20 protein-coding genes are annotated in these 19,304 nt (G+C 74.8%); 1 reads left to right on the forward strand and 19 read right to left on the reverse strand.

What is annotated here, in order from left to right; translation table 11 throughout:
• Positions 1–32: 32 nt before the first annotated feature.
• From XF36_RS11245 to uvrC, 10 genes are all read right to left on the reverse strand, one after another.
• A complete protein-coding gene (locus tag XF36_RS11245; protein ID WP_060711947.1) occupies positions 33–374 on the reverse strand; it encodes an RNA polymerase-binding protein RbpA in 342 nt (113 codons plus the stop codon).
• A 28-nt stretch (positions 375–402) separates the two neighbouring features.
• A complete protein-coding gene (gene secG, locus XF36_RS11250; protein WP_020627703.1) occupies positions 403–636 on the reverse strand; it encodes a preprotein translocase subunit SecG in 234 nt (77 codons plus the stop codon).
• 116 nt (positions 637–752) lie between these two features.
• Positions 753–1,541 carry a triose-phosphate isomerase gene (gene tpiA, locus XF36_RS11255; RefSeq protein WP_060711948.1) on the reverse strand — a complete coding sequence of 263 codons (789 nt, stop codon included), beginning with the start codon at positions 1,539–1,541 and terminating at the stop codon, positions 753–755.
• On the reverse strand, positions 1,541–2,737 hold the full coding sequence (locus tag XF36_RS11260; RefSeq protein WP_060711949.1) for a phosphoglycerate kinase: 1,197 nt from the start codon (positions 2,735–2,737) through the stop codon (positions 1,541–1,543). Before XF36_RS11260 ends, tpiA begins: the two co-directional genes overlap by 1 nt.
• On the reverse strand, positions 2,734–3,747 hold the full coding sequence (gap, locus tag XF36_RS11265) for a type I glyceraldehyde-3-phosphate dehydrogenase (protein ID WP_020627706.1): 1,014 nt from the start codon (positions 3,745–3,747) through the stop codon (positions 2,734–2,736). The genes XF36_RS11260 and gap overlap by 4 nt, the downstream gene beginning before the upstream one ends.
• 311 nt (positions 3,748–4,058) lie before the next feature.
• Entirely contained in the window at positions 4,059–4,847 is a 789-nt protein-coding gene (locus XF36_RS11270; RefSeq protein WP_060711950.1) for a hypothetical protein, read from the reverse strand.
• A 53-nt stretch (positions 4,848–4,900) separates the two neighbouring features.
• On the reverse strand, positions 4,901–5,896 hold the full coding sequence (gene whiA, locus XF36_RS11275) for a DNA-binding protein WhiA (protein WP_060711951.1): 996 nt from the start codon (positions 5,894–5,896) through the stop codon (positions 4,901–4,903).
• Complete coding sequence (locus XF36_RS11280) at positions 5,887–6,918, reverse strand: gluconeogenesis factor YvcK family protein (RefSeq protein ID WP_043280574.1); 1,032 nt, start codon at positions 6,916–6,918, stop codon at positions 5,887–5,889. The genes whiA and XF36_RS11280 overlap by 10 nt, the downstream gene beginning before the upstream one ends.
• A gap of 29 nt (positions 6,919–6,947) precedes the next feature.
• Positions 6,948–7,847, reverse strand: coding sequence for an RNase adapter RapZ (rapZ, locus tag XF36_RS11285; RefSeq protein ID WP_060711952.1), 900 nt, complete (start codon positions 7,845–7,847; stop codon positions 6,948–6,950).
• On the reverse strand, positions 7,844–9,823 hold the full coding sequence (uvrC, locus tag XF36_RS11290; protein ID WP_060711953.1) for an excinuclease ABC subunit UvrC: 1,980 nt from the start codon (positions 9,821–9,823) through the stop codon (positions 7,844–7,846). Before uvrC ends, rapZ begins: the two co-directional genes overlap by 4 nt.
• A 190-nt stretch (positions 9,824–10,013) precedes the next feature.
• On the opposite strand from uvrC, the gene XF36_RS11295 reads away from it, so the two are divergent.
• On the forward strand, positions 10,014–10,811 hold the full coding sequence (locus XF36_RS11295) for a DUF2786 domain-containing protein (protein ID WP_349675551.1): 798 nt from the start codon (positions 10,014–10,016) through the stop codon (positions 10,809–10,811).
• A 4-nt stretch (positions 10,812–10,815) separates the two neighbouring features.
• On the opposite strand, the gene XF36_RS11300 is transcribed toward XF36_RS11295, so the two are convergent.
• The 9 genes from XF36_RS11300 to def form a co-directional block, all read right to left on the reverse strand.
• Positions 10,816–11,343 carry a PH domain-containing protein gene (locus tag XF36_RS11300; protein WP_238589221.1) on the reverse strand — a complete coding sequence of 176 codons (528 nt, stop codon included), beginning with the start codon at positions 11,341–11,343 and terminating at the stop codon, positions 10,816–10,818.
• 31 nt (positions 11,344–11,374) lie between these two features.
• Positions 11,375–11,866 (reverse strand): 6,7-dimethyl-8-ribityllumazine synthase, encoded by a 492-nt coding sequence (gene ribH / locus XF36_RS11305; RefSeq protein ID WP_060711954.1) that lies wholly within the window; start codon positions 11,864–11,866, stop codon positions 11,375–11,377.
• Positions 11,867–11,945: 79 nt separating this feature from the next.
• Positions 11,946–13,214: a bifunctional 3,4-dihydroxy-2-butanone-4-phosphate synthase/GTP cyclohydrolase II gene (locus XF36_RS11310; protein WP_060714608.1), complete on the reverse strand. Its 1,269-nt coding sequence runs from the start codon at positions 13,212–13,214 to the stop codon at positions 11,946–11,948.
• A gap of 74 nt (positions 13,215–13,288) precedes the next feature.
• On the reverse strand, positions 13,289–13,921 hold the full coding sequence (locus tag XF36_RS11315) for a riboflavin synthase (RefSeq protein ID WP_060711955.1): 633 nt from the start codon (positions 13,919–13,921) through the stop codon (positions 13,289–13,291).
• 12 nt (positions 13,922–13,933) lie between these two features.
• Positions 13,934–14,965 (reverse strand): bifunctional diaminohydroxyphosphoribosylaminopyrimidine deaminase/5-amino-6-(5-phosphoribosylamino)uracil reductase RibD, encoded by a 1,032-nt coding sequence (ribD, locus tag XF36_RS11320; protein ID WP_060714609.1) that lies wholly within the window; start codon positions 14,963–14,965, stop codon positions 13,934–13,936.
• Positions 14,966–15,036: 71 nt separating this feature from the next.
• Complete coding sequence (gene rpe, locus XF36_RS11325) at positions 15,037–15,723, reverse strand: ribulose-phosphate 3-epimerase (protein WP_060714610.1); 687 nt, start codon at positions 15,721–15,723, stop codon at positions 15,037–15,039.
• A gap of 75 nt (positions 15,724–15,798) precedes the next feature.
• A complete protein-coding gene (locus XF36_RS11330) occupies positions 15,799–17,145 on the reverse strand; it encodes an RsmB/NOP family class I SAM-dependent RNA methyltransferase (protein WP_060714611.1) in 1,347 nt (448 codons plus the stop codon).
• A gap of 674 nt (positions 17,146–17,819) precedes the next feature.
• Complete coding sequence (fmt, locus tag XF36_RS11335) at positions 17,820–18,752, reverse strand: methionyl-tRNA formyltransferase (protein WP_060711956.1); 933 nt, start codon at positions 18,750–18,752, stop codon at positions 17,820–17,822.
• Positions 18,749–19,297, reverse strand: a complete 549-nt coding sequence (gene def, locus XF36_RS11340; RefSeq protein WP_060711957.1) for a peptide deformylase — start codon at positions 19,295–19,297, stop codon at positions 18,749–18,751. Before def ends, fmt begins: the two co-directional genes overlap by 4 nt.
• Positions 19,298–19,304 lie beyond the last annotated feature (7 nt).

Raw genomic sequence — 19,304 nt, forward strand, 5'->3', positions numbered from 1 at the left:
AACGTGTGCCCGGTCACGACCCGGGGCCGGGGTCAGAACTCCCGGGACGCCCGCAGCCGCCCGAGGGCCTCCTCGAGGATGGCCTCCCCGTCGGCGTCGCTGCGCCGCTCCTTCACGTACGCCAGGTGCGTCTTGTACGGCTCGGTGCGGGGCGCGGCGGGCGGGTTCTCCGCGTCGCGCCCGCCCGGCAGCCCGCAGCGCGGGCAGTCCCAGGTCTCGGGGACCTCGGCCTCCGCGGCGAACCAGGTGTTGTTGACGTGCCCGTTCGCGCAGTAGAAGGGGATGCGCTCGCGCGGGGCGGTCTCGCCCCGCTCGTTCTCGCCCATCGGACCCGCACCGACCCGGGTACCGCGGATCGCGTTGCCGCCTGCCATGTCCCGCTCCCTCTCGTCCGTCCGACCGTCAGCCGGTGGCCAGCAGCAGGCCGTTGCCGACCACCGCGATGAGCCAGATGAGGCCGACGAAGACCGTGTAGCGAGCGATGTTGCGGTCCGCTGCCGCCGAGCCGGACAGGCTCGACTGCACGCCGCCACCGAAGAGGCTGGTCAGACCACCACCCTTGCTGCGCTGCAGCAGGACCATCGCGATCAGCAGGAGGCTGGTCACGATCAGGATGATCTGGAGGGTCAGGATCACGTGCGCTTCCCCATCAGTGGTCGCTCGCCGGAGTGGCCGAGAATACTCCAGCGGCCCCGGCCCCCTCACGAGGGGACCGGGGCCGCGGTGGTCGTGCCGGTGCTAGTGGTTGCCGGTCACGGGAGCGGGCCGCCGGCGGCGATCGCCGAGAGCTTCGCGAACTCCTCGGCGTCCAGGCTGGCGCCGCCGACGAGCGCGCCGTCGACGTCGGGCCGGGCCACGATCTCGCCCACGTTCGACGACTTCACCGAGCCGCCGTAGAGGATGCGGACGCCACCGGCCACCTCGTCGGAGTACAGCTCGGCCAGCGTCGCGCGCAGCGCGGCGCAGACCTCCTGCGCGTCGGCCGGACCCGCCACCTTGCCGGTGCCGATCGCCCAGACCGGCTCGTAGGCGAGCACGATCCCGGCGGTCTGCTCCGCGGTGACGCCCTTCAGCGCCGCGCGCAGCTGCTCGGTGCAGTGCTGCACGTGGGTGCCGGCCTCGCGGACGTCCAGGCCCTCGCCGACGCACAGGATCGGGGTGAGCCCGTGCTTGAGCGCGGCGTGCACCTTGGCGTTGACGACGGCGTCGTCCTCGCCGTGGATCTCGCGGCGCTCGGAGTGCCCGACGACGACGTAGGTGCAGCCCAGCTTGGCCAGCATGACCCCCGACACGTCACCGGTGTAGGCACCGGAGTCGTGAGGGGACAGGTCCTGGGCCCCGTGCACGAGGCGCAGCTTGTCCCCGTCGATCAGCGTCTGCACGCTGCGGATGTCGGTGAACGGCGGGATGACGGCGACCTCGACCTTGTCGAGGTACCAGTCGGGCAGGGCGAAGGCGAGCTTCTGCACCACCGCGATGGCCTCGAGGTGGTGGAGGTTCATCTTCCAGTTGCCGGCGATCAGCGGCTTGCGGGTGGCCATCAGGCGTTCTCCTCCAGCACGGCGACGCCCGGCAGGGTCGCGCCCTCCAGGAACTCCAGGGACGCGCCGCCCCCGGTGGAGATGTGGGAGAAGGCGTCCTCGGCGATGCCGAGCGCCCGGACCGCGGCGGCGGAGTCCCCGCCACCGACGACGGAGAAGGCGTCGCCGTCCGCGATCGCCTGCGCCACACCGCGGGTGCCCTCGGCGAACGGCGCCAGCTCGAACACGCCCATCGGGCCGTTCCAGAAGATCGTCTTAGCGTCGGCGATGCGGGCCGCGAACTCCCGCACCGAGTCGGGCCCGATGTCCAGGCCCATCCAGCCGTCGGCGATCTCCTCGACCGACACCGTCTTCGTGTTCGCGTCCGCGGAGAACGCGTCGGCGACGACGACGTCGGTCGGCAGGACGATCTTGCCGGACTCCAGCAGCGTCCGGCAGACCTCGACCTGGTCGGCCTCCAGCAGCGAGGACCCGACGCCGTGGCCCCGGGCGGCCAGGAACGTGAAGCACATCCCGCCGCCCACGAGCAGGGTGTCGACCTTCGGCAGCAGCGCCTCGATCACGGCCAGCTTGTCCGAGACCTTCGAGCCGCCGAGCACGACCGCGTACGGCCGCTCCGGGTTCCCGGTCAGGGTGCGGAGCACCTCGACCTCGGACAGGACGAGCCCGCCGGCGTAGGGGTCGAGCCGCTGGGCGACGTCGTAGACCGACGCCTGCTTGCGGTGCACCACGCCGAACCCGTCGGACACGAACGCCGCGTCCTCGCCGACCAGGGCGACGAGCTCGTCGGCGAACGCGCCGCGCTCGGCGTCGTCCTTGCTGGTCTCGCGGGCGTCGAACCGGATGTTCTCCAGCAGCACGACGTCACCGGCGGCCATGCTGGGCAGAGTCGGCAGCCCCCCCGCCCCACCCAGCTCGACCAGGCGCACCGGGGCGCCGAGCAGCTCGCCGAGCCGCTGCGCGACCGGGGCCAGCGAGAGCTTCTCGTCCGGCCCGTTCTTCGGACGGCCGAGGTGCGCGGTGACGACGACCCGGGCGCCGCCCTCGTAGAGGGCGTTGATCGTCGGCACGGACGCGCGGATGCGGCCGTCGTCGGTGATGTTCCGGTCCTCGTCGAGGGGAACGTTCAGATCGCTGCGGACCAGGACGGTCCGGCCCTGCACGCCCTCGGCGACGAGGTCGTCGAGGGTCCTCACAGCTTCGACGCCACCAGACCGGTGATGTCGACGAGCCGGTTGGAGTAGCCCCACTCGTTGTCGTACCAGCCGACGACCTTGACCTGGTTGCCGATGACCTTGGTCAGACCGGCGTCGAAGATCGTCGAGTGCGGGTCGGTCACGATGTCGGAGGAGACGATCGGGTCCTCGGTGTACTTGAGGATGCCCTTGAGCGGGCCCTCGGCGGCCGCCTTGAACGCCGCGTTGATCTCCTCGACCGAGGCCTCCTTGCGGACGTCGACGGTCAGGTCGGTGGCCGAGCCGGTGGGGATCGGCACCCGCAGCGCGTAGCCGTCGAGCTTGCCCTTGAGGTGCGGCATGACCAGTGAGATCGCCTTCGCCGCACCGGTGGAGGTGGGGACGACGTTGAGGGCGGCGGCGCGGGCGCGGCGCAGGTCCTTGTGCGGGCCGTCCTGCAGGTTCTGGTCCTGGGTGTAGGCGTGGATCGTGGTCATCAGACCCTTCTCGATCCCGAGCAGGTCGTCGAGGACCTTCGCCAGCGGGGCGAGGCAGTTCGTGGTGCAGGACGCGTTGGAGATGATCGTCTGCGAGCCGTCGTAGTCGCCGTCGTTGACGCCCTTGACGATGGTGATGTCCTCGTCGGTCGCCGGGGCGGAGATGACGACCTTCTTGGCGCCGCCGTCGAGGTGCTTGGCCGCGGCCTCGCGCTTGGTGAAGATGCCGGTCGACTCGACGACGACGTCGACGCCCAGGTCCTTCCAGGGCAGCTCGGCGGGGTCGCGGACGGCCAGGCCCTTGAAGCCCTTGCCGTCGACGACGATCTCGTCGCCGGAGGTGCTGACCTCGTAGGGCAGGCGCCCGAGGATCGAGTCGTACTTCAGCAGGTGCGCGAGGGTCGCGTTGTCGGTGATGTCGTTCACCGCGACGATCTCGATGTCCGTGGTGCCGGCGGCGCGCTGGGCGTCCACCGCCCGCCAGAAGTTCCGGCCGATGCGGCCGAAGCCGTTGACTCCTACGCGGACCGTCACAGATGCCTCCAGGGCTCGTCGTGCCTGTCGTCTTCTCCCCGGCCCGCCGGGTCCCGGCGGCGGGGTGTGGCAGGTCGAACGCGGGTCGGCACCCGTGCGGGCGCCGGCGCGTGCCGTGCTCGGCAGCCACCCTATCGGCGCATCGGCCGTCGCGACGCCCGTAGGGCCCGTGACCTGCGCCGCGCTCCGCGGTCGGGCACGGTCGGAGCGCTCCGGACGGTCCCCGGTGTGGGGACGGACCGGTACCGGCCGGAATCCGGACACCCGGCGGCCCCGTGCCCGGGCGGGTCACGGGGCCGTCGGGTGCGTGCTCAGGCCAGGCGGAGCAGGCGGCGCCAGCCCGGACGGGTGTCGGGGACGTCGGCGGCGGCGCGCTCGTCGTCGGAGAAGCCCTCGACCGGCTCGTGCGGTCGCCCGGCACGGGCCCGGGTCACGAACGCCGACGCCGCGGACAGTGCGGCGGTCACGCCGGCGGCCCCCGGGCCTGCGGTGATGGTCGCGGTGGCCGGCACGCCGAACCGCTCGGCGCCGTCTCCCACGGGGCGCTCGGCGACGGCGACGGCGACGTCCCCGCCCTCGCCCCGGTTCTCCTCGGACGCGGCCGCCCGGGCACCGGCGGTGGCCGGGATCGTGCCGGTGGTCACGTCGACCAGCACGAACTCCCAGGCGTAGGTGTTCTGCTGGTGGACGATGCGCTCGCGGACCGCGGAGGTGTCGCCCACGGTGCCCTCCCCGACGAGCAGGACGACGACCCGCTCGGGGCGGTCGGCCTCGTCGCGGGCGGCGAGCTCGTCGCCGACGGCGCCGAGCAGCCGGGCCGCGCCGCCGCGCAGGTCCGGGCCGCCCAGCGGGCGGAGCTTCGCGGGCAGCGCGGTCCGGGCCTCGCCGGCACCGACCGGGACCGCGGGCGGGTGCGTGCCGTCGGGCAGCGAGCCGGTGAGGTCGTCCCCGGTGGCGACGACGACCTGCAGGTCACCGTCGTGGGCGTCCTGCTCGGCGAGCAGGTCGGCGAGGCCGGAGCGCAGTGCGGGCAGGAGCGGCCGCAGCGTGCTGGATCGATCGAGATGGACGGCGAGGAGGGTGGAGCCCGGGATCGTCACGACAGCATCATGCCCGACGCTGCGCAACCTCTCGTGACGGGGTGTGACCGGGGTCAGCGCCCGCCGCCGTCCTCCTCGAGCATCTCGGCGGTCACGGCGGACTCGGTGTCGGGGATGCCGAGCTCGGCGGCCTTCTTGTCCGCGGTCTGCAGCAGCCGCCGGATCCGGCCGGCCACCGCGTCCTTGGTCATCGGCGGGTCGGCCAGCTGGCCCAGCTCCTCCAGCGACGCCTGGGTGTGCTCGGCCCGCAGCCGGCCGGCGGCCTGCAGGTGCTCGGGCACCTCGTCGCCGAGGATCTCCAGGGCACGGCTGACCCGGGCCGCCGCGGCGACCGCGGCCCGCGCCGAACGGCGCAGGTTGGCGTCGTCGAAGTTCGCCAGCCGGTTCGCCGTCGCCCGGACCTCGCGGCGCATCCGCCGCTCCTCCCAGGACAGCACGCTCTGGTGGGCGCCCATCCTGGTCAGCAGCGCGCCGATCGCGTCGCCGTCGCGGACGACGACCCGGTCGGCGCCGCGGACCTCGCGGGCCTTCGCCGTGACGCCCAGCCTGCGTGCCGCGCCGACCAGCGCCAGCGCGGCCTCCGGGCCGGGGCAGGTCACCTCCAGGGCGGAGCTGCGGCCCGGCTCGGTCAGCGAGCCGTGCGCGAGGAACGCGCCGCGCCAGGCCGCCTCGGCGTCGGACAGGTCACCGGACACCACGGGCGGCGGCAGCCCGCGCACGGGGCGGCCCCGGTTGTCGAGCAGCCCGGTCTGGCGGGCGAGCCCCTCGCCGTCGCGGATCACCCGGATCACGTAGCGGGCGCTGCGGCGCAGCCCGCCCGCGGTGATCACGTGCGCGTCGGCGGTGTGACCGTAGAGCTCGTGGATCTCGCGGCGCAGCCGGCGGGCGACCGAGCCGGTGTCGACCTCGGCCTCGATCACCACCCGGCCGCCCACGATGTGCAGGCCGCCCGCGAAGCGGAGCAACGAGGCGACCTCCGCACGCCGCGACGACTGCTTGGTGACGGTGAGCCGGCTCAGCTCGTCCTTCACCGTGGCGGTCATGGCCATCGGGAGCTCCTTCCACGCTGCGGGCTGTCGTGCTGCGGGCTGTCGTGGGTGCCGTTCTCCGCCGGGATCCGGCCGGGGGCCAGAGCACCGAACACGTCGACGAGTGCCCCGGCCAGTGCGTCCGGGTCGTGACGTGGGGTCGACGCCCGGGCGTCGGCGACGGCGGCCGACCACACCCGCCCGCCGGGGACCAGCAGGTCGGCGGCGGCCGCGTCCAGCCGGTCCGGCAGGCTCACCGACCCGGCGTCGGCCAGGACGGCGTGCACCCGCAGCCCGGGAGCGTGCCCGGACAGTACTTCAAGGTGCTGTTCGGGGGAGAAGCCGGCGGTCTCCCCCGGCTCGGGGGCCAGGTTGAGCAGCACGACCCGGGCCGCCGCGGTCTCCAGCAGTGCCGCACGCAGCCCCGGCACCAGCAGGTGCGGGAGCACGCTGGTGAACCACGAGCCGGGTCCGAGCAGCACGACGTCGGCGTCGCGCACCGCACGCACGGCCTCGTCGCAGGCCGGCGGGCTCTCGGGCCGCAGCCAGACCCGGCGCACCCGGCCGGGGGTGGCGGCGACGGCGACCTGGCCGCGGATCAGGTGGGCCCCGTCCACGCCGTCCAGCGCGACCTCCGCCTCGATGTCCAGCGGCACCCGGGCCATCGGCAGCACCCGTCCGGCGCAGCCCATCAGCTCGCCGACGGTCGCCAGCGCCCGCACCGGGTCGCCGTCGCGCTCCAGCAGCCCGGCGAGCAGCAGGTTACCCACCGCGTGCCCGGCCAGGGCGCCGGTCCCGCCGAAGCGGTGCTGGACCAGCCCGGACCAGAAGCGGCCCCGCTCGTCGTCACCGGCGAGGGCGGCCAGCGCCATCCGCAGGTCGCCGGGCGGGAGCAGACCGAGCTCGCGGCGCAGCCGCCCGGAGGAACCGCCGTCGTCGGCGACGGTGACCACGGCGGTGATGTCGGTGACCGGCGGGCACCGGCGCAGCGCGGTCAGCGTGGCGTGCAGGCCGTGCCCGCCGCCGAGCGCGACCACCCGCAGTCCCCCGCTGTGCTCGGGCGGGCGTGGGCTCACTCGCGCCCCATGTCGCGGTGCTCGACGTTGACCTGGATGCCCTCGCGGTCGGCGAGCCGGCGCCCGATCTCCTCCGAGATCGCGACCGAGCGGTGCTTGCCGCCGGTGCAGCCGACGGCCACGGTCAGGTAGCGCTTGCCCTCGCGCCGGTACCCGGCCCCGACCAGGTCGAGCAGCTCCAGGTAGCGGTCGACGAACTCCTCCGCGCCCTCCTGGGACAGCACGTAGTCGCTGACCTCCCGGTCGCGGCCGGTGAACGGGCGCAGCTCGGGGATCCAGTGCGGGTTGGGCAGGAACCGCACGTCGACGACGAGGTCGGAGTCCAGCGGCAGGCCGTACTTGTAGCCGAACGACAGCACCGTCACCCGGGTCGCGGCGTGCGCGCTCTCCTGGGCGAACGAGCCCTCGATCCGGCTGCGCAGGTCGTGCACCGACAGGTTCGAGGTGTCGACGACGAGGTCGGCGTCCTCGCGCAGCGGGCGCAGCACCTCGCGCTCGGCGTTGAGCCCGTCGGTGATGCGCCCGGCGCCCTGCAGGGGATGCGAGCGGCGGTTCTGCTCGAAGCGGCGCACGAGCACCGCGTCGGAGGCCTCCAGGAACAGCAGCTTCGGCCGGTAGCCGCGGCCGTCGAGGTCCTTGATCACGGCGCCGAGATCGTCGGTGAACGCACGCGAGCGCACGTCCATCACCACCGCGATCCGGGCCACCTCGCCCCGGGCCCGCGACCCGAGCTCGACCATCGTGGCGATCAGCTCGGGCGGCAGGTTGTCCACCACGAACCAGCCCAGGTCCTCCAGGACCTTCGCCGCGGTGCTGCGCCCGGCCCCCGACAGGCCGCTGACCACCGCGACCTCGATCCCCGGGCCCGCGGGCGCCTCGCCGTTGTCCTCGGTCATGCCTTCTCCCCCTCGGTTCCGGCGTGCAGGGCCGCGACCACGGACTCGGCGGTCCGGCGACCGAAGCCGGGCACGCCGGCGATCTCGTCGACGTCGGCGGCGCGCAGCTTGCGCACCGACCCGAAGTGCTTGAGCAGCGCCTGTCTGCGGGCCGGGCCGAGCCCGGGGACCCCGTCGAGCGCGGACGCCGTCATGCCCTGCGAACGACGCTGGCGGTGATAGGTGATGGCGAACCGGTGCGCCTCGTCCCGGATGCGCTGCAGCAGGTAGAGCCCCTCGCTGGTCCGGGACAGGATCACCGGGTCGGTGTCGTCGGGCAGCCAGACCTCCTCGAGGCGCTTGGCGAGCCCGCACACCGCGACGTCGGTGATGCCGAGCGCGGCGAGCTCCGCCGCGGCCGCGTCGACCTGCGGCTTCGCCCCGTCGACGACGAGCAGGTTCGGCGGGTAGGCGAACTTCTTGGGCCGCCCGGTCTCGGGGTCGATCCAGGTGCGGACGGTGTCGCCCGGTGCGACCTCGCCGGAGCCCTCGGTGGGCGCAGGCTCGTCGGCCGTCTCGGCCAGGTAGCGGCGGAACCGGCGCCGCACCACCTCGGCGATCGAGGCGACGTCGCCCAGCTGAGCGGCGTCGCGGATCTCGAAGCGGCGGTACTCGGACTTGCGGGGAAGCCCGTCCTCGAAGACGACCAGCGAGGCGACGACGTTCGTGCCCTGCACGTGGCTGATGTCGATGCACTCGATGCGCAGCGGGGCCTGGTCGAGCTCCAGGTTCTCCTGGATCTCCTGCAGGGCGGCCGAGCGGGCGGTGAGGTCCCCCGCACGGCGCAGCTTGTGCTGGGCGAACGCCTCCTTCGCGTTGCGCGCGACGGTCGCGGCGAGGTCCCGCTTGTCGCCGCGCTGCGGCACCCGGATCTGCACCCTGGACCCGCGCAGCCCGGTCAGCCAGCGCTCCAGCGCGGGCGTCTCGGCGGGCAGCACCGGAACCAGGATCTCCTTGGGCACCGGCTGGGCGGCGTCGTCGGCGGCGCCGGCGAGTGCGTGCTGCTCGCCGTAGAACTGGGAGACGAACCGCTCCACGAGCTGCTCGGTGTCGGTGGGCTCGACCTTGTCGACGACCCAGCCGCGCTGGCCGCGGACCCGACCGCCGCGGACGTGGAAGACCTGGACCGCGGCCTCCAGCTCGTCCTCGGCGAAGGCGACGACGTCGGCGTCGGTGCCGTCACCCAGCACGACGGCCTGCTTCTCCAGGGCGCGGCGCAGGGCGCCGAGGTCGTCGCGCAGCCGGGCGGCACGCTCGAACTCGAGGTTCTCCGAGGCCTCGGCCATGTCGCGTTCGAGCCGGCGCACCATCCGGTCGGTGCGCCCGGACAGGAACTCGGAGAAGTTCTCGACGATCTCACGGTGCTCGTCCGCGCTGACCTTGCCCACGCACGGGGCGGAGCACTTGTCGATGTAGCCGAGCAGGCAGGGCCGCCCGATCTGGCCGTGCCGCTTGAACACCCCCGTCGAGCAGGTGCGCGCGGGGAAGACCCGCAGCAGCAGGTCGAGGGTCTCGCGGATGGCCCAGGCGTGGGCGTACGGGCCGAAGTAGCGCACGCCCTTGCGACGCGGGCCGCGGTAGACGTGCAGCCGCGGGTACTCCTCGTGCATCGTCACGGCGAGCACGGGATAGCTCTTGTCGTCGCGGTAGCGGACGTTGAACCGCGGGTCGTACTCCTTGATCCAGTTGTACTCGAGCTGGAGGGCCTCGACCTCGGTCCCGACGACCGTCCACTCCACCTTCGACGCGGTGGTGACCATCTGCCGGGTGCGCGGGTGCAGGCCGGACAGGTCGGCGAAGTAGGAGTTCAGCCGCTGCCGCAGGCTCTTGGCCTTGCCGACGTAGATCACCCGGCCGCGCGGGTCGGAGAAGCGGTACACCCCGGGCGACTCCGGGATCGTCCCGGTCGCCGGACGGTAGGTGCTGGGGTCGGCCATGATGACTCCCAGGGTAGTTGCGGGCACCGACAGTCCCGGTCCGGCCCCGGTCTCGGCGCGGGCCCCGGACGAGGTGTAGGGACGCGTGTCGACCGGGGACCTCGCACGGCGCCGCCGGAACTGTCGGTAGGGTCCGGTACACCTCGCCCTCGAACACGAGTTCGACCCTACCGAGCCCGAGGAGACCGCCGTGGCCACCGCGCAGGAGACCGGCCCCCGCACCGACATCGGCACCGCTCCGGGAGAGCAGGTGCCCGGGGCCCGGCTGGACCGGATCCGGAAGCTGCTGGCGAAGGCGGAGCGGGCCGGCACGCCGGACGAGGCCGAGATCTACACCGACAAGGCGTTCGCGCTCATGGCGCGGCACGGGATCGACGAGGCTCTGCTGGCCGCGGCACCCGGTGCCGGGGCGCGGGCCGATCCGATCGGCCGGAGCCGGATCACCGTCGACAACCCCTACAGCGGGGCGAAGGCCCGGCTGCTGGGGTGGACGGCGTCGGCGCTGCGCTGCCGCTGGGTGATGCACGACCAGCGGGGCGGCTCGGTCGCCGCGGTCACCGTGTTCGGGTTCGCCGCGGACCGCGAGCGGGTGGAGCTGCTCTACACGTCGCTGCTGCTGCAGGCCACGGCCGCACTGGCCGCGGTCCGCCCGCCGGACCCCGGCGAGTCGGTGGCGGCCTACCGGCGGTCCTGGATCTACGGCTTCGCGGGCCGGGTGTACGAGCGGCTGTGCGCGGCCGAGCGCTCGGCACTGGGCGAGACCGAGGCGGAGACCGGGCGGGCGGCGGCCTCGACCGAGCTGGTGCTGGCCGACCGGGGCGCCGAGGTGGACCGCGCCTACGACGCCGAGTTCGGCAGGCTGCGTCGCGCCCGCCGCCCGCAGGTGTCGGGCAGCGGGTTCCGGCACGGGGCCGCCGCGGCCGACCGGGCCGACCTGGGCGGCCCGGTCCTGGACCACCGGGCCGGAGCGCCGGGCATCGGCGCCTGAGCCGTCACTCGCCCAGGACGGCGGCGCGGTGCAGGGTGCGCAGCGTGCGGACGTGGCGCACGGCCAGACCACGGTCGACGGCCTGCACGGCGAGCACCGACTGGTACTCGTCGTCGGGCAGCTCCAGACGGGCCGAGGCGGCGCCGTCGAGGAACGAGACGCCGTGCACGTCGGCCCAGTCGTACCACCGGGCGGTGATGACGTTGCGGACCTCGATGCCGTGGGAGTCGGCGCGCACCCGGGGGCGGGCCATGAGCAACAGCCCGCCGGCGACGAACGCCCCGACGACCATCATCGCGACCTGGTCGGCCGGCTGGAAGATCACCCCGGTGTCCTCGGCGGGCATGTAGTAGGCCGCGATGAGGAAGAACACCATCACGCCGAGTGCGCTGAGCCAGGCCGTCCAGCGGATGACCCGCGGGCGCAGGGTCACCGCGTCCGGGCCGGGTCCGGTGCGGGGCCGGGCGTGGGGCGCCGCGGTGCCGGCGGTGGTGGCGTCGGGTGTGGTGGAGTCGGTCGGCTGCTCGGTCACTGGGGTCTCCCTGTGCTGACCCGGGTCGGGGTCACGGGCTGGTCGGGGCGCTGGCGCGCAGGTCGCGCAGCGCCAGCGCCGATTCGAGTGCGGCGGTGCAGGCCTCGGCGCCCTTGTCCTCGGCCGCGCCCGGCGCGCCGGAGCGGTCGACCGCCTGGTCCACCGTGTCGGTGGTGAGCACGCCGTTGCCGACCGGGGTCGACTCGTCGAGGGCGACGCGGGTGAGGCCCGCGGTGACGGCGTCGCAGACGTACTCGAAGTGCGGTGTGCCGCCGCGGACGACAACACCGAGCGCGACGACGGCGTCGTGGCCGCGGGCGAGCTCCTGGGCGATCACCGGGAGCTCGATGGTGCCGGGCACCCGGACCACGGTCGGTTCGACGCCGGCCTCGCGGGCCGTGGCGACGGCCCGGTCCAGCAGCCGGTCCACGATCTCGGCGTGCCAGCGGGTCGCCACCACCCCGACCCGCAGTCCGCTCGCGTCCAGCTGCGTGGCCCCGGAGGGCCGGCCCTCACCGCTCATGGGCCGATTCTCGCCTCCGGGTCCGTGGGGCGCAGCAGGGGGTCCGCCGACCGCGCTCGCCCGCGGTGCGCGGCGCCGGTCAGAGCGCCGGGTCGGCGACCTCACCGAGGTCGGGCAGGTCGTGGCCCATCCGGTCCCGCTTGGTCCGCAGGTACCGCAGGTTCTGCGGGGTGGCGCGCACCGGCATCGGCTCGCGGCCGACGACGCGCAGGCCGTAGCCCTCCAGCCCGGCGCGCTTGTCCGGGTTGTTGGTGAGCAGCCGCATCGACTTCACGCCGAGGTCGGCGAGGATCTGGGCGCCGATGCCGTAGTCGCGGGCGTCGGCGGGCAGCCCCATCGCGAGGTTGGCGTCGACGGTGTCGGCGCCGGCCTCCTGGAGCTGGTAGGCCTGCAGCTTGTGCAGCAGGCCGATCCCCCGGCCCTCGTGCCCGCGCATGTAGAGCACGACACCGCGGCCCTCCTTGGCGACGGACTCCAGGGCCGCGTCGAGCTGGGGGCCGCAGTCGCAGCGCAGCGAGCCGAGGACGTCACCGGTGAGGCACTCGGAGTGCACCCGGACGAGCACGTCCTCGCCGTCGTCGGCGGGGGTGGCGACGTCGCCCATCACCATGGCGATGTGCTCGGTGCCGTCGAGGGTGCAGTCGTAGCCGTAGGCGAGGAAGTCACCGTGGCCGGTGGGGATCCGCGCGGTCGCGACCCGTTCGACGTGCTTCTCGTAGCGGCGCCGGTAGGCGATGAGGTCGGCGATGGTGATCAGGGTGAGGTCGTGGTCGGCGGCGAAGACGCCGAGCTCCTCGCCACGGGCCATCTCGCCGGTGTTCTTCTCCGAGACGATCTCGCAGAGCGCCCCCGCGGCGGGCAGGCCCGCCATCCGGGCGAGGTCGACCGCGGCCTCGGTGTGCCCGGGGCGGCGCAGCACGCCGCCCTCGCGGGCCTGCAGCGGCACCACGTGCCCGGGCCGAACCAGGTCGTGCCGGTCGGACTCCGGGTCGGCCAGCGTGCGGATCGTGTGCGCGCGGTCCTGGGCGGAGATGCCGGTGGTGATGCCCTTCTTCGCGTCCACGGTGACCGTGTACGCGGTGCGGAAGGAGTCCCGGTTGGTGTGGTGCATCGGCGGCAGGTCGAGCCGGTCGCAGGCCTCACCGGTGATGGCCACGCAGACGTAGCCGGAGGTGTAGCGGACGGTGAACGCCAGCAGCTCCGCGGTCGCCTTCGACGCCGCGAAGATGAGGTCGCCCTCGTTCTCGCGGTCCTCGTCGTCCATCACGACGACCGGCTTGCCCTCGGCGATGTCGGCGATGGCCTTCTCGATCAGGGCGAAGCGCTCGGCCCGTTCCGAGGGCGACATCGCGGTGTGCGGGGCGTCCGGCAGCTTGCCAGCCCCCTGGTCTGCCGGGTTGACCGGCGACTCCGACGGCTCGCTCACCGGGTGACCCCTTCCTGTCCGGACCCGGGCCCCTGCAGGTACCCCGCGGTCATGCGTTCCACGTACTTGGCGATCACGTCGACCTCCAGGTTGACCGGGTCCCCCGGGGCGCGCGACCCCAGGGTGGTCTCGGCCAGGGTCGTCGGGATCAGCGCCACCCCGAACCCGTCCGGGTACACCGAGGCGACGGTCAGGGAGACCCCGTCGACGGCGACGGAGCCCTTCTCGACGACGTAGCGGGCGAGCTCGGCGGGCAGTGAGAAGCGGACCTCGTCGCTGCGCTCGCCGGGGGTGCGGGAGACCACGGTGCCGACGCCGTCGACGTGGCCCTGCACGATGTGGCCGTCGAGCCGGCCGCCGGCGGGCACCGCGCGCTCCAGGTTGACCTCGGAACCGGGGCCGACGGCGCCGAGCGACGTGCGCTTGAGCGTCTCGGGCACCAGCTCGAGGGTCAGCGTGGCCGCGCCCGGCCCGGTGACGACGGCGGTGAGGCAACAGCCGTTCACCGCGACCGACTCCCCGTGCCCGACCTCGGCGGCCAGGGCCGCGCGCACGGTCAGCACGACGACGTCGTCGTCGGTGCGGACGTCGACGACCTCGCCGACCTCCTCCACGATCCCGGTGAACATCGCCCGTCCCTCCTACTGCGGCACGTCCGGCCCGGTCGGGCCGGGTGCCGGTCGTGCGTCGATGACCACGTCGTCGCCGGCGCGGTGGATCTCGTCCACGTGCAACCGCACGATGTCGGCGATCGTTACCACCCCCGCGTCGCCGAGGGCGTGCGGTCCCGCGCCGAGCAGGGCCGGCGCCAGGTGCACGAGCACCCGGTCGACGAGTCCTGCGGCGACGAAGGCACCGGCGAGGGTCGGTCCGCCCTCGAGGAGCACGTCCACCACGGTCCGGTGGTCGAGCTCGGTGAGCACCTCCCCCGGATCGCGGGTGCGGAGGTGGAGCACGTCGGCGGCGCCGTCCTCGTCGGTCCGGGCCAGCCGGGCGCCGGGCGGGACGTCGCGGTGTCCCACCACCACCCGCAGGGGCTGGTGGTCGAACAGGGTGCAGTCGGGCCGGCGGGCGGTCAGCGCCGGGTCGTCGCTCAGGACGGTACCCGTCCCCGCGACGATCGCGTCCATCCTGCGTCTCAGGTCATGGACCGTGGCCCGGGCGGCCGGCCCGGTGATCCAGCGGCTGGTGCCGTCCGCGGCGGCGACCCGGCCGTCGAGGGTGGTGGCGACCTTCCAGGTCACGTGGGGGCGACCGGTGCGCTGGCGGTGCAGCCAGCCGCGCAGCGGACCCCGGGCCACCTCGTCGGCGAGGGTGCCGAGTGTCACAGCGACGCCGGCGGCGCGGAGCCGGTCGAGGCCGCCCGCGGCGACCGGGTTGGGGTCGGCGACGGCGGCGTGCACCCGGGCGACGCCGGCCTCGAGGAGGCCGTCCACGCACGGCGGGGTGCGACCGATGTGGTTGCACGGCTCCAGGGTCACCACGGCGGTCCCGCCCGCGGCGCGGGTCCCCGCCTCCGCGAGCGCGACCCGTTCGGCGTGCGGACCGCCGGGCGGTGCGGTGGCGCCGGTGCCGACGACGACGCCGTCGCGGTCCAGGACCACGCAGCCGACCGCCGGGTTGGGGCTGGTGCTGCCGTGGACCTCGACGGACGCGGCGAGGGCGCGACGCATGGCCGCGGCCGTGCGCTCGTCGGTGCCGGTCGGGCGGTCCACTGCGGTGTGCTCGGTCGTCCGCGGCGGGCTCAGTCGGCCCAGCGGTGCGGGGTCGCCCGGCGGACGCTGTCGCGCAGCGCGGCGACGGCGCGGCCCGGGTCCTCGGCGCCGTAGACGGCGGACCCGGCGACGAAGCAGTCGACACCGGCCTCGGCGGCCGCGTCGATGGTGTCGGCGTTGATGCCGCCGTCGATCTCGACGAGCACCGTGAGGTGCCCGGTGTCGACCAGGTTGCGGACGGTGCGGACCTTGTCGAGCACCTCGGGCATGAAGCTCTGTCCGCCGAAGCCGGGCTCGACGCTCATCACGAGCAGCGTGTCGTAGTGGCGGAGCACCTCGACCCACGGGTCGAGCGGGGTGCCGGGCTTGAGCGACAGACCGGCGAGGGACCCGGCGGCACGCAGGTTCTTCGCGAGCATGACCGGGTCGTGGGCGGCCTCGGCGTGCACGGTGACGTTGCGGGCGCCCGCCTCGGCGTAGCCCGGGGCCCAGCGGTCCGGGTCCTCGATCATCAGGTGGCAGTCGAGCGGGATGTCGGTGGCGGCGCGCAGGCTCTGCACGACCGGCAGACCGAGTGTCAGGTTCGGCACGAAGTGCGCGTCCATGACGTCGACGTGCAGCCAGTCCGCGCCGTCGCCGGCCCCGTCGCCGCGCACGGCGGCGGCCTCCTCGCCGAGTCGGGCGAAGTCGGCCGAGAGGATGCTGGGCGCGATCATCGGGTGCACGCGGAGCAGGCTACTGGCCGTGTCCCGGCGGCCTCGCACCCGTGGGCGAGGCCGCCGTCACACGGCTCACTCGGTGAGCGGGCGGCGCAGCAGCGCCAGGAACATCGCGTCGGTGCCGTGCACGTGCGGCCAGAGCTGCACGGTCGGGCCGTCGCCGAGGCCGGGCATCCCACCGGGCAGGCAGGCGCGCGCGTCGAGCTGTTCGACGGCACCGGCCGGGCCGGGCCGTCCCTCGCGGCCGACGATCCGGCCGACGACGCCCAGGGTCTCGGACACGTGCGGCGAGCAGGTGACGTAGGCGACGACGCCGCCGGGGCGGACGTGGCGCAACGCGGCGGTGAGCAGCTCGCGCTGCAGCCGGGTCAGCGTCGCGATGTCCTCGGGGCGGCGCCGCCAGCGGGCCTCGGGGCGGCGGCGGAGCGCGCCCAGCCCGGTGCAGGACGCGTCGACGAGCACCCGGTCGTAGCCGCCGTCAGGCAGCGGGGCCTCCCGGCCGTCGGCGACGTGCACGGTGACCGGCAGCTCCGCCACGGACCGGCGGACGAGGTCGGCGCGGTGCTCGCTGGACTCGACCGCGTCCAGCGTCCCGCCCAGGGCGGCGACGAGCCCGCCCAGCAGCGACGCCTTGCCGCCCGGTCCGGCGCACAGGTCGAGCCAGCGCCCGGTGTCCTCGCCGAGCAGCTCGGCGCGGGCGAGCGCCGCGGCGACGAGCTGGCTGCCCTCGTCCTGGACGATCGCGAGCCCCTCGGCGACGGCGTCGAGCTCGCCGACGTCTCCGCTGCCGGGTTCCAGGTGCACCCCGTAGGGCGAGTACGGCGCCTGCTCACCGCCGGTGGCCAGGGCCAGCTCCTCGGCGGTGATCTCGCCGGGGCGGGCGAGCAGGTGCACCCGGGGCCGGGTGTCGTCGGCGGCGAGGGCGGCGGTCAGCTCCTCGCCGGTGCTGCCGAGCGCGTCGGCGAAGGCCTGTGCGATCCAGCGCGGGTGGGCGTGGCGCAGCGCGGCGTCGCCGACCGGGTCCTCGGCGGGGTCGGGCGCGAGGCGGTCGAGCCACTCGGCCTCGGTGTGCTCGCCGATGCGGCGCAGCACCGCGTTGACGAACCCGGCCGACTGCGACCCGTGGTCGGAGCGGACCAGCTCGACGCAGGTGGTGACGGCCGCGTGGTCGGGCACCCGGGTGCGCAGCAGCTGGTAGGCGCCCAGGCGCAGCGCGTCGAGCAGCGCGTGCTCGATCTTGGCCAGCGGGCGGTCGGTGCAGGTGTCGATGATCGTGTCGAGCAGGCCCTGGGCGCGCAGGGTGCCGTAGCCGAGCTCGGTGGCGAGTGCGGCGTCGCGGTCGCGCAGCCGGTGGCGACGCAGGATGCCGGGCAGGGCGAGGTTGGCGTAGGCGTCGCGCTCGCGGACGGCGGTCAGCAGCTCGTAGGCCGCCTGCCGGGCCGGGTCGACGGCCGGGGGCCTGGTGGGGCCGCCGCGGCCGCGGGACGGGCCGGAGTTGCGGGGGCCGGAGGTGCGTTCGCGGCGGGGGCCGCGGTCGCCACCCCGGCCGTCGCGCGGGCGGTCGTCACGGCGGTCGGAACGGTCGCCATGGGGGCGGTCCGCATCCCGCGGGCGGTCGCCGCGACCCCGGACCGGCCGGTCGACGCGGGGTCGGTCGTCGCGCGGACGGTCACCGCCATCGCGCGGGCGCGCCGCGTCCCGGCCGGAGCGGGACCGATCGGGCCGGTCGGAGTCGCGCCCACCACGACGCTCCCCGGATCCACCGGAACCGGGCCCGCCGCGCCGGTCACCGGACCCCGATCCGGAGCCCGGTCCGCCGCCCCAGCCGGACCCGGCGCGCGGGCCGCGGTCGCCGCGCTGCCGGTCTCCGCCGGTCCGGTCACCGCCCGTTCGGTCACCGCCACGGTGCCGGTCGTCGCCGGAGCGCCGCTCGGAGCGGTCCGGCCGGTCGCGGTCGGGTCGGGGGTCCTGCTCGCTCACGTGGTCTCCTCGGCGGTGGTCCGCCGTGGCCGGGGTCCGGCCGTCGTCCGGGATGTCGGGAAGTCGGTGGGTGTCGGGAGGTCGGTGCGCCGGACCGGGCTGGGCGTCGGCGGTCAGCTGAGGTACTCGACGCCGTCGATCCGGGCGCCGCGGGCCCAGTCCGGCGCGGGCATGGACCGCTTGCCCTTCGGCTTCACCTCGCCCAGCTCGACCGGGACGGTCGCGGTCCCGGCCAGCACCCGGCGGCGTTCGACCCGCAGCTCCCCGGGGGCAAGCTCGACCTCACCGGTGCGCAGCGGGCGGACCGGGCCGAGTCCGAGGCGGTCCCCGCGGAACCCGCACCACGCGCCGGGCTCGGGGGTGACCGAGCGGATCAGCCGGTCCAACGCCGCGGCCGGGGTGGTGAAGTCGGCGCGGGCGTCGGCGGTCGTGACCTTCGGCGCGAGCGAGACGCCCTCGGCAGGCTGCGGGACGGCGGTCAGCGAGCCGTCGGCGATGCCGTCCAGGGTCGCGGCGAGCAGCCGGGCGCCGGACTCGGCGAGCCGGCCCAGCAGGTCCCCCGCGGTGTCGGTGGCACCGACGGTCTCGGTGACCAGGCCGTAGGTGGGCCCGGTGTCCATGCCCTCCTCGAGCCGGAACGTGGTGGCGCCGGTCACGTCGTCGCCGTGCCGGATCGCGGCCTGCACCGGGGCCGCGCCGCGCCAGGAGGGCAGCAGCGAGAAGTGCAGGTTGACCCAGCCGTAGACGGGGATGTCGAGCACCGGGCGGGGCAGCAGCGCGCCGTAGGCGACGACCGGTGCGCAGTCCGGGGCGAGCGCGCGCAGCGTGTCGAGGAACCCCGGGTCCGAGGGCTTCGCGGGCGTCAGCACCGGGATCCCGGCGGCGTCGGCGAGCTCGCCGACCGGGGAGCGGGTGAGCCTACGACCGCGCCCGGCGGGGGCGTCGGGGCGGGTCAGCACCGCGACGACCTCGTGGCCGGGGTGCTCGAGCAGCGTCCGCAGCGACGGCACAGCCGGGTCGGGGGTGCCGGCGAACAGCAGCCTCATCGAGCCTTGCCGAACATGGGGTGCGGGCTCGCCTTGACGACCGGCTCGGGCTCGCCGAACCAGGCGGCCTCGCGGATCTCGCGCATCGCCAGCTTGCGGGTCTCGGCGTCGAGCCGGTCGACGAACAGCACGCCGTCGAGGTGGTCGGTCTCGTGCTGGATCGCCCGCGCCAGCAGCTCGGAACCCTCGATCACCTGGGGCTCGCCGTGCATGTCCCAGCCCCGTGCGACGACGTGCAGCTTGCGCCGGCAGTCCCAGCCGAGCCCGGGGATGGACAGGCAGCCCTCCATGCCGACCTGCTCCTCGTCGCCGACGGCCTCCCAGGTCGGGTTGACCAGGTGCCCGGAGAAGCCGTCGCAGTCGTAGACGAACACCCGCTTGCCGACGCCGATCTGCGGCGCGGCCAGGCCGGCGCCGCCCTCGTCGTGCATGGTGTCGGTCAGGTCGCTGACGAGCTTGCGCAGCTCCGCGTCGAAGTCGGTGACCTCGGTGGCGCGGGTGCGCAGGACCGGGTCGCCGAACAGCCGGACGGGCTGGATGGGCACGGGCTCT

Origin of the sequence: Pseudonocardia sp. HH130629-09, from assembly GCF_001294645.1 — a bacterium.
Lineage (GTDB): Bacteria > Actinomycetota > Actinomycetes > Mycobacteriales > Pseudonocardiaceae > Pseudonocardia.